Here is a 13,103-nt window from a genome sequence, read left to right on the forward strand (position 1 = left end):
GCTCAGTGGCCGTAGGTGTTGTCGCAGATCCGGGACTGGGGGCTGCCCGCGGGCCAGCGCCCGTACCCCCGCCCCAGCGCGCAGACATCCGTCCCGGCGACCGGTCGGGGCAGGGCCGGGGCGGGTACGCCCGCGGCGGGCGGGACACCGTGCAGCCGGGGCGGCGTGGCGGCCGGGCGCCGCTGCTGCCAGGGTGCGAGGGGCACGGAGCGGCGGGTGTCCGGCGGTTCTGCGTGAGCGGGGCGGGACGCGGAGGCGGACGGCTCGGGGCTCGGCACGGCCTCCAGGGAGTCGTGGACCGGAGGCAGCACGATCTGCGGTGCCAGGTCCTGGGCCGGCCCACTGGCCCGGGGCCGGGGCGGAACGTCGGGTTGCGGCTGCACGGACACGCAGCCGGACAGCGCCGTGACGGCGACGCCCATCAGGAGGCTCACGGTGATTCTGGTTCGTTGCACCTGATCAACTCTGCTGTGCGGGAGGGGCTCCGGAGAAACCGGGAAGCCGGGATTGGCCCGCAAGAGTGACACCTGCCGGGTGAGTGCGGCGGCCGTGGTGACGCCATTGCTGTGGTGACGTCGGCCTTGGTGACACGGTGGGCGTGGTGCCCGTGGCTCAGTGCGGCGCCCATCGCGGGCCCAGCATCCCGCCGAGCAGTTCCGTGAAGCCGGTGCGCAGCTCCTCCTCGCTCGGTACGGAGCGGTTGTACGACCCAGCGGCGCACGAGAACATCAGCCCCTCGCACCAGGCCACCAGGGAGAGCGTGTGCCGTTCGGGCTCGGTCGATCCGGCGGCCGTCATCAGCGCCTTCAGCGGTTCGCGGAACTGGCGGCCGGTCGCGTCGAAGAACTCCCGCAGTTCCGGGCGGCGGGTCGCCTCCAGGGCCAGTTCGTAGCGGCAGAGGAGCAGTTCGGGATGGCGGGTGAGATAGCGGTGCAGCGCCCGCGCGAGACCGGCGACCAGTTCCTGCGCCCCGGCGGCCGGATCCGGCAGTTCGGCGGGGGCGAGCACCCGCGCCTCGCGTTCTGCCAGCCGTCGCACCGCCGCCTCCAGCAGGGACTGCCGGGTCCGCGCGTAGTTGGACGTCGAGCCCTGGGGGAGTCCGGCGCGCTCGTCCACCGCGCGGTGCGTCAGCCCGCGCATCCCGCGTTCGGCGAGGAGCGCGAGGGCGGTGTCGGCGATGAGGTCGGCCCGGGAGGTGCCGGTCGTGCGTGTGGCCATGGGGCCAACCTACCGCTGGCACTACACCCGTAGTACGGTGAATCTGTCACTACAAGTGTAGTCCCATCGCTCCGGGATTCCGGAGCGACAGGGATGCGCGGATTGCTGGAGGAGCCATGGACAAGCCCCATGCCGTCGTCATCGGCAGCGGAATCGGCGGTCTCACCGCGGCGGTGGCCCTGCGCGGCTGCGGCTGGCGGGTCACCGTTCTGGAGCGCGCGGCCTCCCTGGAACCCGTCGGAGCCGGCATCTCCCTCGCCCCCAACTCCCAGCGGGCCCTGGACGTCATCGGCATGGGCGACGAGATCAGGGCCCTCGCCGCCTGGCAGGGCGAAGGAGGCATGCGTGCCCCGGGTGGCCGCTGGCTCTCCCGTACGGACAGCGCCGCGGCGACCGAGCGGTTCGGCGGCTCGATCGTCCTGCTGCACCGCGCCACTCTCGTCGACCGCCTCGTGGCCCGGCTGCCCGACGGCACCGTCCGCACCGGAGCCGAGGCGGAGCTGCTGGACCCGGGGACGGCGGACGGTGCGCCCGCCGTGGTCGGGACGGCGGCCGGGAGGATCGAGGCCGACCTCGTCATCGGCGCCGACGGCATCAACTCGGCCGTACGGCGGGCACTCTTCCCGGACCACCCCGGACCCGCGTACGCCGGATTCACCACCTGGCGCATCGTCGTACCCGCGCCCCAGCGGCCCTTCGCCCCGCACGAGACCTGGGGGCGCGGCGCACTCTGGGGCACCCAGCCGCTCAAGGACGGCCGGGTCTACGCCTACGGGGCCGCCGTCGCCCCGGCCGGTGCCCACGCCGCCGACGGCGAGAAGGCGGAGCTGATGCGCCGGTTCGGCAGCTGGCACGACCCGATCCCGGAGATCATCGCTGCCGCCGATCCCGGCCAGGTGCTCCGCAACGATGTCCACCACCTGCTCGATCCCCTGCCGTCCTTCCACCGGGGGCGTACGGTCCTCGTCGGCGACTGCGCGCATGCGATGGCGCCGAGCCTCGGCCAGGGCGGCAACCAGGCCATCGAGGATGCGATCGTGCTCGCCCACCATCTGACGCCGGGCGGTGACCTCGGCGCGGGAGCGGCGGCGTACACCGCCGACCGGTTGCCCCGTACCTCGGCCATCGTCCGCAAGGCCGCACGGACCGCGCGTCTGATGCGGCTGACCAGCGCCCCCGCCGTCGCGACGCGTGACGCGCTGCTTTCCGTCGTCTCACGCGTCGGGCCCAGCCTCGTCCTGCGCACCTTCGACGGGATAGCCGACTGGCAGCCGCCGCAGCACACGTATGCTGCCCCTCGCGAGGCGGACACCGCGACGGTGGACGCCGAACAGTGAGAGGGAGACCCCTGTGAAGGTCGGCTGCATCGGGCTCGGCGACATCGCGCAGAAGGCGTATCTGCCGGTTCTGACGGCCCTGCCCGGCGTCGAACTGCATCTGCAGACCCGTACGCCCGCCACCCTGGCCGCGGTCGCCGAGGCCCACCGCATCCCGGCCGGGCAGCGCCACACCGACCTCGAATCGCTGATCGCCCAGGGGCTGGACGCCGCGTTCGTCCATGCCCCGACGGCCGTGCATCCGGAGATCGTGGCCCGGCTGCTGGAGGCCGGCGTCGCCACCTACGTGGACAAGCCGCTGGCCTACGGATTCGCCGATTCCCAGCGGCTGGTGAGCCTCGCCGAGGAGCGCGGAACGAGCCTCGCCGTCGGCTTCAACCGCAGGGTCGCGCCCGGCTACGCCCAGTGCGCCGAGCACCCGCGCGAGCTGATCCTCATGCAGAAGAACCGGGTGGGCATGCCGGAGGACCCGCGCACCATGGTGCTCGACGACTTCATCCATGTCGTCGACACCCTCCGCTTCCTGGTGCCGGGACCGGTCGAGCACACCGCCGTGCAGGCCAGGATCCGCGACGGCCTGATGCACCACGTGGTGCTCCAGCTGTCCGGTGACGGATTCACCGCCATCGGCACGATGAACCGGCTCAGCGGCTCGACCGAGGAACGGCTGGAGGTCTCCGGCCAGGACACCAAGCGCGAGGTCGTCAACCTCGCCGAGGTGATCGATCACAAGGGGCAGCCGAGCGTCCGGCGGCGCGGCGACTGGGTGTCGGTGGCCCGCCAGCGAGGCATCGAGCAGAGCGTGCTGTCGTTCCTGGACGCCGTCCGCGTCGGCAAGGTGCTGAGTGCCGCGGACGCCCTGCTGACCCATGAGCTCTGCGAACGCATCCTGCGCGACCTGGACTGCGCCTAGAGGCCGGGCGACCGGGCCCGGCGGCCGATGGGCCTCCGGATGCGTCGGGTCCCGCTCCGATGCAGGCTGGGGTGATGGGCCACCGGCCCGTGGAGGTGACCTCGTGAGACCTCACGACGAGCCAAAGGGCTGGGGCGCGCTCCAGCCGCCGCCGGGCTACTACTCGGCCGACGGGCGGCCCCCCGACGAAATGCAGCGCGGTCTGATCCTCGACTGGGCGGTCAACCAGCGGATCGCGAGCGGCTGGCGGGTGGAATCCCGCTCCGGGACACAGGTCGTCATGGTCCGGGGGCACCGGCTGAACCATGTGCTGCACGCCATCCTGATGGTGTTCACCTGCTTCCTCTGGGGCGCCGTGTGGCTGGCGCTGGCCGTGACCAACAAGGTCGAACGGGTCTCGCTCACCGTCGACGCCCAGGGCAACATCGTCTCGGTCAACGGCCCCCGATAGCCCGGCACTCACTGCCCCGAACGCTCGGTCGGCCCGCCGACTGCGGCAGCCGCCTCGTCCGTCGCCCCGGCCGGCCCGGCCCGGTCACGCCGCATGAGGGACCGGGTCGCTTCGAGGGCGCAGAACAGGGCCAGCACCGCCGCCGCCCCCTGCACCGGCCAGTCGCCCAGCCGTACATAGAGCGTGGTGCCCGTCGCCAGCGGTACGTCGTACACGGCGGTCCCACTCGTCTCCGTACCGAGCGGAGCCCCGACCCGCGCTCCCTGAGGTCCGTACGCCGTACTGACGCCGGTGAGCGTGGCGTGCACCATCGGGCGGCCGTTCTCGGCGGCCCGCAGCGCCCCGAGCGAGGCATGCTGCTCGGGTGCCCAGCTGTGCTGGAACGTGGAGGTGGACGACTGGGCGATCAGCACCTGCGCACCGTCCTGGGTGAGCCGGCGGCTCATGTCGGGGAACGCGGACTCGAAGCAGACCAGCGGCCCGATGCGCAGCCCGTGCCCACCTTCGGCCCCGGGCAGCGACATGATCACCTGCCGGGTGCCCCGCAACCGGTCCTTGCCCGCCGCCCGGCCCAGGGATGTGACCCACCCGAGCACCGACCGGGCCGGGATGTACTCCCCGAACGGCACCAGCCGCATCTTGTCGTACCGCTCCCCGGTCAGCCCGTCCGGACCCACCAGCACCGCCGACTTGAAGATCCCCGTCCGGCCCGACCGGTCGGTCTGCAGGGCGTCCATGTTGACCAGCACATCCGCGCCCACCCGGCGCGAGAGGGCGGCGATCCGGGCGGTGATGTCCGGGTGCCGGTCGAGATCCACCCCCACACTGCTCTCGCCCCACACCACCAGGTCGAGATCGCGCCCGGCCAGGGAGCCGGTCAGCCGCTCACTGAGGGCGAGCCGGCGCTCGACGCTGTGCGCCCCGGTGACCACACCCGGCTGCACGACGGCGATCCTGGCCACTCCCGACTCCTCGGGCTGCGGCGCCCAACCCGCCATCGCCCCCACGGCCAGAGCGCACACCACGATGCCCACCACGGCCACCGTACGGGCGGCCGCGGTCACGAAGAGCAGGGCGACAGCGGTGTTCACCGCCACCACCACGAGGCTCACCAGCCACACCCCGCCCACCGACGCCACCCGGAGCGCGGGAGCCACCTGCCACTGGCTGGCACCGAGCAGCCCCCACGGACCGCCGAGCGCCTCCCAGGAACGGGCCAGTTCGATCATCAGCCACCCGCAGGGCACCACGACGACCGCCAAGGCGGCGGCCGCGGCGGACACCCGCCCGCCCAGCATCCGGAAGACCAGCAGCCCCCACGGGGCCCAGAGCAGACCGAGCAGGGCCGCCAGGATCAGGATGAAGACATGGAGGCTGGGCATCAGCCAGTTGTGCACCGCCAGCATGTAGCCGGTGCCGCCGAGCCAGCCCTCCAGCGCCGCCCGGCGCCCCGTGCCGGCGGTCCGGATCAGGAGCAGCCACGGAACCAGGCCGACCCAGGCGAGCCACCACAGGGAAGGAGCGGGAAACGCGAGCGCGGGCAGCGCGCCCGCGAGCACCGCCAGGCAGCCGCGCCACCGGCCGGACCGCAGCACCCGCGACCGCTGTCCGCTCCGACCGGCCGGAATCCGCATGCCGCGCCTCCTCGTCCTGCCTGATGAGCAGTCTCCCCCCTCGTCCACCGCTCCGCAGTTCTTCCCCGGTGCGGGAAGGCGGAAGCAGCGGTGGTGCGGCTCAGCCCGCGGCCGAGGGGCCTGCCGGGCCGCGCCACTTCTCGTGGACGGTCACGGTACGGATCCGCCAGCCGCTGTCCGTACGCGAGAGCGAGAACGCGTACCGCCCGCCGGAGACGAAGTTCGGCGCGGTGGCCCGTACCTCCGTGTCGCCCGAACCCGCCGTGGCGCTCTCCAGTCGCATCGGGTTCACGTAGTCGGCCAGCACCTCGGCACGGTCGCCCGGGTAGCCGTCGAGGTCCTGGAACCCGATCCGGCGGTTGACGACCAGGTGCTGACGTACGGGGAAGAGCCTCATCGTCCGCGCCAGCCACTCGGCCACCTCGTGCGCCGGCCCTTCGACACCACCGGCACCGCGGTAGTCGGCGCGGCCGTCCGCGGTGAACAGGGCCCGGTAGTCCGCCCATTCACCGTCGTCCACCGCCACCGCGTAGCCGGTGATCACTGCATCGATGGCCAGCCGGTCCATCACGGTCGCGAGGTCCACGCGCTGTGTCATCGGGTCAGTGTCCGCCCGCCGGCGTGCGAGGCCAAGAGGCGTGCACGCACGACGGGACGGCGCGGTGTCAGCAGGGCACCACGGCAACCGGGCCCAGCGCGTGCGTGAGCGTGGTCTGCGCGACAGGGGAGAGCCCCAGACCGAGGGACTCGCCGCCACGGCGCCGCCCGATCACGGTCAGCGCCGCGGTCGCCGAGGCCGTGACCAGGGTGCGTGAGGCGGAGCCGGCCACCGGTTCCCTGACGACTTCGACCTGCGAGTACTTCTCCCGCCAGCCGGCGGTGAGCTCCGCGAGGGTGCGTTCGGCGGAGTCCGCCGCTGCGTCCCGGTCGAAGACGGGGCCGCCGGAGAGGATCGAGGAGAACATCGTCCAGCCGTGCACGATCCGCAGCCGCGTCCCGGGCCGCGAGGCGGCGGTCTCGAAGGCGAACTCGAGAACCGCCTCGCTGCTCTCGTCGGCGGCCACCCCCGCGACGATGTCGGACGGCGTTCCCTCCACCGCCGTGTCCTCGTCCGAAGGCCCGCTGTGGACCACCACGACGGGGCACGCGGCCATCGACGCGGTGGCCAGGCTGTTGGAGCCGAGCATCAGGGACCGGAAGCCGCCCAGGCCGCGTGAGCCGACCACCACCAGCGAGGCGTTCCGGCTGAGCGAAGTGAGGACCGCCGAAGGGTAGTCCAGTGGGGTCAGCGTCGACGGGCGCAGCTCCGGAGCGATCTCGGAGACCCTTCGCACGGACCGGTCGAGCAGTTCCTGGGCCTCGCGCCGCAGCGTTTCCTGCTCGACGCGCCGGTCGGGCGTCCGGGCGTGCACGATCGTCAGCCCGAGCCCCCGCCGTACGGCTTCGTGGGCGGCCCAGTCGAGTGCCTCCTGGCTGTGCGACGAGCCGTCGACCGCGGCGATCACGGGACGGTCGGTGCTGGTCATGGTTGCCTCCAGGTTCCGGCGATGGATGTCCCCGGCCGGTGCGCGCGGACAGCGCACGGCGGGGTCTTTCGACCCTATCTGCCTGGAAGATCCGGAACACACCGCCACCCGCGTCGGGCCGTGACACGGACCGGCGGGAGCGAAGCTGCGGCGTGTGCCGACGAGAGGGAAGCCGTGGTACGGGCCGGCGCGAGCGAAAGAGGCCGGCCCCCCGCGATTGTCAGTGCCGGGTGCGATCCTGCCCCCCATGGACGAGCTGATGCGGCAGCGGCGCGTGTACGGCGCCGACCACGACGATCCCGACCCGGGGCCCCGGCCGGGGCACACCTATCGGGAGTTGGTGGGCGGCCCGCTCGACGGCCTGCTGCTCGACGTGACGGGCTGGACGGACCGGGCGCTGCGCGAGGGCGCGGCGCTGAACACGGAGATCGGGCGATTCGGTCCGGGCGGCAGAGCGGAGTACGGGCCACGGGACGGCGACCCCGACCACTGGGACTGGCGGGGCGACACACCCTGACCACGGAGCGGTTCAGCAGCACCAGGCGTGTTCGCTGAACCGCCACGGGACGGCTCAGCCCGCCGACTCACCCGCGTGCGGGCTCAGCACACCTGCGGCCACCAGTACGAACAGCAGCACGCCGAGCAGTACCCGGTAGATGACGAACGGCATGAAGCGACCCCCAGCGTCGTCCCCGTCATCCGGACGGCTGGGTGCAGGGCTCACCTGCGGCGGTCCGCCGCACAGATGGCAGGCGACGACTTCGGCGCGTTCGTCGCCCCGGGGGCCGACGTCCTCGACATCGACATAGCCGCATCCGGCTCCCTCATCACGGCGGCTGTCGCCGCAGCCGCGCTGCCACTCGGGGTCCGGGCGCGCACCCTGACCCGACGCGTGCAGCGCGGCTGCGTCCAGGTATTCCTCGCCGGCGAGGCCAGCGCCGCCGCGCCGACCGGGACCTTCGAGGTCCGGTTCGGCGTGCCGACGGCCGGAGGTCCCGGGTGGTCGCCGCTCTCCCTTCACCTGGGCGCCGACGACGCCCCCACCAAACCGACCGCGGCCGGGATCCTGCACAACGGGTACACCGTCCAGGTCAGCAACACCGGCTCCCTGCGTATTTACCGCGACGACGCCACGGCCGACACTTCTACCCAGCCGGCCAACGCCGCGGCGGGCACCGCCCTCAGGGCAAACACCGTCTACACCCTGCACTGCGTCGTCACCGCTACTCGGATCACGGTGTCTGTGCCTGAGGCGGGGGTCTCCACGACGTGACGGACAAGGCGTACCGGGTGCCGTGGTAGGTATTCGTCGGCCGGAACCACAACGCCAGCGCCTCCGGACTGATCAACATCGTAAGTATCAGCACCCCCTGACCCTGACCCATGCCTATGATCCCCAACATCTCCTGTTTTAGGCTCACTTGGCATCGCGGTCCGATTCGGGCCCCTGCGTGAGGAGATCAAATATGTCAATTCCGGAAGGCGCCTACGCCGTTCAGTTCACGATCACGGCCTACGCCGAAGGTGTTGAGATCGGCACCACCTTCGAGATCCCATTCAGTACGTCCCTGTCCCAGCTGTCGAACGAGGACGCTGCGGCGCAGGCCGCCGCCGAGGCCTACATGGCCAGCATTGCCGCCGCCTATCCGCCGGTGGCGGTCTACGCGCAGCGCGTTTACCTGTGCCGCACCCTCGGCGACCCCATGCCGACATCTGCCACCGAAGGCATATAGCCCCCGCCTGACCACATCCAAAGCGACGCCCCCGTGCACGATCACGGGGGCGTCCTCATGTCTGGAGGCCCGATGGCCCTTCCCCTGTCCGCCTCGGCGGTCCTCACCGCTCTGCGTGCTGAAGGCTTGCGCCCCGCCGAGGTCGGCAACTGGCGCACCCACAGAAGACGGGCTTCCCGTCGTCACAGACCACTTTGCCGAGGCGCACCCCGGCCGCCGCGCCTGTTCTCTGGTGACGCCGCGAGCGTTCTTCGCCGTGTGGCAGCCGCCGACGTGCAGGCACATGGCGTGCCGGGCCCGGGGAGCGCACGCCTAGCCGCGCGAGTTTTAAGTGAGACAAGACCTTCACCGACCCCGCCCGCACGACGGTGTGCCGGCCTCCGCACGGACGGCGATTGCCGCGATGTCGTCGTCGAGACGGTCGTGGCTGAAGCGGACCAGGTCGCTGTGCAACTGTCCGAGCAGCCGGGACGGGGAGCCCGTGTCCCACTGGGTCGCGTGCTGCACCAGCGGGAAGAACGCGCCGGTGTGGTCGCGGGTCTCTGTGACGCCGTCGGTGTAGAGCAGCAGCTGGTCCTCGGCGACGAAGGGGAAGGTGTCGATGCAGTAGTCCTCCCCGACCAGCGCACCCATGTTGATGGGTGCTGAGGGAGCCGTGGGGGTGACCTCGTGGACCGTTCCCGCGCTGAGCAGCAGCGGAGGGGGGTGTCCCAGGTTGACGATGCCGACAGCCGATCCGTCGTCGGGGATCTCGACGAGCACGGCCGTGGCGAAGTACTCCATCCGGTCGCCGGGCAGCAGTGCGGTGGAGCGGCTCGTGCTGACGTCCAGTCGGCGTGCCAGTCGTGCCAGGTCCGGCTCGTCGTACGCGGCCTCCCGGAAGCAGCCGAGGATCGCTGAGGCCATGCCGACCGCAGGGAGGCCCTTGCCGCGCACGTCTCCGATGATCAGGCGGACGCCGTGGACTGTCTCCAATGCCTCGTAGAAGTCGCCGCCTACGCGGGCCTGGGCCGCGGCGGCCAGGTACAGAGCCTCGATGTCCAGCCGGCCGAGGTGGTGCGGCATGGGGCGCAGCAGGACTTTCTGGGTCGTCTCGGCGACGGAACGAACGTCGGCGAGGGTCTGCTCCCGCTGCTGGCGCACATGGCTGGCGAAGGCGGCCGCGGCTGTGGCGCCCGCGATCACCGCGAGGGTGAACAGGTGTGTGCGCTCCTCACTCACACCACCGATGGTCACGGCGATCACTACGTCGATGGCTGCGGCGAGCACACCTATGGCCACCGTTCCGATCACTGGCCAGACCGAGGCAGCGAAAACGGGGGCGAGAGAGAGAAAGCGACTGAAGTGGAGGTTGCTCGGACTGACATAGGAAACCACAGTGATGATGGCGATCAGTGCCAGGGGCGCCAGACGCGTCACCCGCTCCCCGAGGCTGCTATCGGCAAAACGCCGAAATCGACCCGAAAAGTTCACATGGTCAGCTTATAGGGCGATTGCGGCGCATCGGCCGGACGCGGAACCGGTAGCCCGTCAGGCCCAGGACAACCAGGAACGGCTCGGACGCCGAAGGTGGGTCATCAAGCGCACCATCAGCGCTTTCTTCGATCTCGCCGACACCATCATCACCGACCGTAGCCCGATCCGCCGAGCCTGGATCACCCACCGCTGGGGCCGCTGTCCGGCAGCAGGGCCAAGCGGAGCGGCGGCCTCGGCCGGGTCGTCACCGGCAGCAGCGGCCCGGGGGTCGAGATCGGTGGCCCGCAGGCCGGAGGCGAGCGCGTCGACCTTGAAGCCCTCCCCGGCCGGCGTCTGGGCATGGAGGACGGTGAGGGCGGCCTTGGGCGACCGGTAGGCGGCGCCGTCGCCAGTGCCGGCGGCTACGGTCACCGACCGCCGCACACCGGGTCTGCGCCGCGAAGAGGTGGCGGAGCTCGCCCACATTTCGCTCGACTACTGCACGCGGATGGAGCAGGCCTGGGGGCCCCGGCCATCGGCCCGGATCCTGAACGAGCTGGGGACCGAGGTCGACGCGCTCAAGGTCCGGCGGTGGCTGCTCGGCATGGTTGGTGCGATGGCCGGCGTCGTGGGCGCCGCCGCGACGGGGGCGATCGCCCTGCTCCGGTGACCTGCCCTTGAGACTGAGCGCTCGCCCGCACGGCACTGGCTGTGCGGGCCCTCCTTATTGCTCTCCGGCTTTGCGATAGCACATGCTCATGCTGTCTTCCTCTTCGGCTCCTGCGTGGGAAAAGCGGGAGAAGACCGGGAGGCGAGTGGGAGACGATCATGGCGCGCGGATGCACGGGAATGCTGGAAAGCGCTGGATCGGAATAGAAGTGGAGAGTTGATCACCCGGCGGACTCGCCCGCGTGCGGGCTCAGGACTCCCGCGCCGACCAGGACAAAGAGCAAAATGCCCAAAATGATCCGGTAGATGACGAACGGCATGAAGCTCTTGGTCGTGATGAACTTCATGAACCAGGCGATGACCGCGTACCCCACACCGAACGCGATAACGGTCGCGAAGATCGTCGGCCCCCACGAGACGTGCCCCTCGCCCGCATCCTTCAGCTCGAAGACGCCCGAGGCGAGCACCGCCGGGATCGCGAGCAGGAAGGAGTACCGGGCCGCGGCCTCACGGGTGTAGCCCATCAGCAGACCGCCGCTGATGGTCGCTCCGGAGCGGGAGACACCCGGGATCAGCGCCATCGCCTGGCAGAAGCCGAAGATCAGGCCGTCCTTCACACCGAGTTCCCTGAGCGTCTTGCGCTCCTTGGCGGCCCGGTGCTTCCCGCCCACCTCGTCGCGGGCGGCGAGACGGTCGGCGATGCCGAGGACGATGCCCATCACGATCAGCGTGGTGGCGATCAGCCGCAGATCACGGAACGGGCCCTCGATCTGGTCCTTGAACGTCACCCCGAGCACGCCGATGGGGATGGAGCCCACGATGACCAGCCAGCCCATCTTGGCATCGTGGTCGCCGCGCATCGACCGGTCGGTCAGCGAACGGAGCCAGGCCGAGACGATCCGGACGATGTCCTTGCGGAAGTAGATGAGGACTGCCGCCTCCGTGCCGATCTGGGTGATGGCGGTGAACGCCGCACCCGGGTCGTGCCAGCCGGCGAAAGCTGCGGTGAGCCGCAGATGTGCGCTGGAGGAGATCGGCAGGAACTCGGTCAGTCCCTGAACGAGGCCCAGGACGAACGATTCGAACCAGCTCATGGGGCTTTGGCCATCCCGGAGTGATCGTGCATCGGCAGACGGCGATGAGGGCCGTCGGCAGTGTGCGCATTGCGGTCGAATGAGGACAGGGCCATGACGGGCCCCGGAGATCTTCGGTCGGTCGCGGGCAGGGTACCGCCCTCAGATGAACAGCGTTACGCGTCCCCCGGGCCTTCCGCCGACAGCCTCCGGGCGCCCCTGCTCACTCGGCGGCCAGCCGGTGGCGCTTGCGCCAGGCGACGACGGCCGCGCCGAGCCCCGTCAGCACGATGAAACCCATCGCGGCCAGGAACGCCGGCGATGTCGGTGACGTGGCCTCGCTGCCCGCGACGACATACGCCGCGGTGTTCGGGATCGAGCCGAGACCGGTGGCGACCAGGAACGGCGGATACCCCATGCGCGACACCGCCGCGCAGTAGTTGGCCGCCGCGAACGGCACGCCCGGGAACAGCCGCAGCGCCAGCATCGAGCGGAACCCGTGCCTGCTCAACTGGCCGTCCGCCGCCTTCAACCACCGTCCGCGCAGCAGCGTACGGAGCGCGTCCTGCCCCAGCACCCTGCCCAGCCCGAACGAGATGCCCGCGCCGAGCACCGTCCCCGCCAGCGCGGCGGCCAGCCCCGCCTGCGTACCGAAGAGAGCGCCCGCGGCGAGATTGAGCAGCGGCCGGGGAACGAAGGCCACGGTGCACACGCCGTACGCGACACCGAAGAGGACCACCGCCACGGCGCCGCCGCTGAGCTGGGCGGGCCAGCCGGTGGCGAGCAGCCGCTGGGGCTGGAGGAGGAGCATCGTCGCCGCGGCACCCAGCAGCACGGCCACGAGCAGCGAGAACCGGGACCAGGGCGAGAGCAGCGCCCTCGTGCAGCGCACGGCGAGGCCGGGGGCGGGCCGGGCTGCGGGGACGGGGTCGAGCATGCCGGGAGAGTAACCGACACCGGTGGGTGATCGTCGTAACGCACACGGCAGGGGTCGGTCCGCCGATCCCGTTTCCGTCGTCCGCCCGGCGTCGGGGGCCGGCCGAACTCCCTTGCCCGCACCGCGGCGTACGCCGGAAAACCATTCGACGCCGCCG

At 71.3% G+C, this 13,103-nt stretch carries 14 protein-coding genes and 3 pseudogenes; 7 read left to right on the plus strand and 10 right to left on the minus strand.

Going from position 1 to position 13,103, the window contains the following annotated elements:
- Positions 1–2: 2 nt before the first annotated feature.
- A complete protein-coding gene (locus OG842_RS33915; RefSeq protein WP_266735428.1) occupies positions 3–455 on the minus strand; it encodes a hypothetical protein in 453 nt (150 codons plus the stop codon).
- Between the two features lie 157 nt (positions 456–612).
- Entirely contained in the window at positions 613–1,218 is a 606-nt protein-coding gene (locus OG842_RS33920) for a TetR/AcrR family transcriptional regulator (protein WP_266735426.1), read from the minus strand.
- Positions 1,219–1,334: 116 nt separating this feature from the next.
- Between OG842_RS33920 and OG842_RS33925 the strand changes: the two genes are divergently transcribed.
- The 3 genes from OG842_RS33925 (at position 1,335) to OG842_RS33935 (ending at position 3,919) form a co-directional block, all read left to right on the plus strand.
- Positions 1,335–2,555, plus strand: a complete 1,221-nt coding sequence (locus OG842_RS33925) for an FAD-dependent monooxygenase (RefSeq protein ID WP_266735424.1) — start codon at positions 1,335–1,337, stop codon at positions 2,553–2,555.
- 13 nt (positions 2,556–2,568) lie between these two features.
- Positions 2,569–3,468 carry a Gfo/Idh/MocA family protein gene (locus OG842_RS33930; protein WP_266735422.1) on the plus strand — a complete coding sequence of 300 codons (900 nt, stop codon included), beginning with the start codon at positions 2,569–2,571 and terminating at the stop codon, positions 3,466–3,468.
- Between the two features lie 103 nt (positions 3,469–3,571).
- On the plus strand, positions 3,572–3,919 hold the full coding sequence (locus tag OG842_RS33935; RefSeq protein ID WP_266735420.1) for a hypothetical protein: 348 nt from the start codon (positions 3,572–3,574) through the stop codon (positions 3,917–3,919).
- 8 nt (positions 3,920–3,927) lie between these two features.
- Here OG842_RS33935 and lnt read toward each other — a convergent pair whose 3' ends face one another.
- The 3 genes from lnt to OG842_RS33950 form a co-directional block, all read right to left on the minus strand.
- Entirely contained in the window at positions 3,928–5,553 is a 1,626-nt protein-coding gene (gene lnt, locus OG842_RS33940) for an apolipoprotein N-acyltransferase (RefSeq protein ID WP_266735418.1), read from the minus strand.
- Between the two features lie 100 nt (positions 5,554–5,653).
- Positions 5,654–6,151 (minus strand): nuclear transport factor 2 family protein, encoded by a 498-nt coding sequence (locus tag OG842_RS33945; protein WP_266735417.1) that lies wholly within the window; start codon positions 6,149–6,151, stop codon positions 5,654–5,656.
- Between the two features lie 67 nt (positions 6,152–6,218).
- The gene (locus OG842_RS33950) at positions 6,219–7,079 is read right to left on the minus strand and encodes a universal stress protein (RefSeq protein ID WP_266735416.1); all 861 of its coding nucleotides are present in this window, start codon (positions 7,077–7,079) and stop codon (positions 6,219–6,221) included.
- Between the two features lie 247 nt (positions 7,080–7,326).
- On the opposite strand from OG842_RS33950, the gene OG842_RS33955 reads away from it, so the two are divergent.
- Entirely contained in the window at positions 7,327–7,596 is a 270-nt protein-coding gene (locus OG842_RS33955; RefSeq protein ID WP_072489644.1) for a hypothetical protein, read from the plus strand.
- Positions 7,597–7,650: 54 nt separating this feature from the next.
- Here the strand turns inward: OG842_RS33955 and OG842_RS33960 are convergent.
- A pseudogene (locus OG842_RS33960) lies at positions 7,651–7,752 on the minus strand (undecaprenyl-diphosphatase); the annotation flags it as partial.
- 72 nt (positions 7,753–7,824) lie between these two features.
- Between OG842_RS33960 and OG842_RS33965 the strand changes: the two are divergent.
- A complete protein-coding gene (locus OG842_RS33965; protein WP_266735415.1) occupies positions 7,825–8,352 on the plus strand; it encodes a hypothetical protein in 528 nt (175 codons plus the stop codon).
- A 193-nt stretch (positions 8,353–8,545) separates the two neighbouring features.
- Positions 8,546–8,812 carry a hypothetical protein gene (locus OG842_RS33970; protein ID WP_266735414.1) on the plus strand — a complete coding sequence of 89 codons (267 nt, stop codon included), beginning with the start codon at positions 8,546–8,548 and terminating at the stop codon, positions 8,810–8,812.
- A gap of 345 nt (positions 8,813–9,157) precedes the next feature.
- On the opposite strand, the gene OG842_RS33975 is transcribed toward OG842_RS33970, so the two are convergent.
- Both OG842_RS33975 and OG842_RS33980 read right to left on the minus strand, forming a co-directional pair.
- Positions 9,158–10,105 carry a PP2C family protein-serine/threonine phosphatase gene (locus tag OG842_RS33975; protein WP_266735413.1) on the minus strand — a complete coding sequence of 316 codons (948 nt, stop codon included), beginning with the start codon at positions 10,103–10,105 and terminating at the stop codon, positions 9,158–9,160.
- A gap of 362 nt (positions 10,106–10,467) precedes the next feature.
- Positions 10,468–10,690 (minus strand): annotated as a pseudogene (locus tag OG842_RS33980) (short-chain dehydrogenase); the annotation flags it as partial.
- Between OG842_RS33980 and OG842_RS33985 the strand changes: the two are divergent.
- A pseudogene (locus OG842_RS33985) lies at positions 10,689–10,826 on the plus strand (transcriptional regulator); the annotation flags it as partial. The pseudogenes OG842_RS33980 and OG842_RS33985 sit on opposite strands and share 2 nt — an antisense overlap.
- 331 nt (positions 10,827–11,157) lie before the next feature.
- Here OG842_RS33985 and OG842_RS33990 read toward each other — a convergent pair.
- A complete protein-coding gene (locus OG842_RS33990) occupies positions 11,158–12,030 on the minus strand; it encodes an undecaprenyl-diphosphate phosphatase (RefSeq protein WP_266735412.1) in 873 nt (290 codons plus the stop codon).
- A 202-nt stretch (positions 12,031–12,232) separates the two neighbouring features.
- The gene (locus OG842_RS33995; RefSeq protein WP_266735410.1) at positions 12,233–12,946 is read right to left on the minus strand and encodes a TVP38/TMEM64 family protein; all 714 of its coding nucleotides are present in this window, start codon (positions 12,944–12,946) and stop codon (positions 12,233–12,235) included.
- Positions 12,947–13,103: the final 157 nt, after the last annotated feature.

Source organism: Streptomyces sp. NBC_00376, from assembly GCF_036077095.1.
In the GTDB taxonomy this organism is placed as follows: Bacteria; Actinomycetota; Actinomycetes; order Streptomycetales; family Streptomycetaceae; genus Streptomyces.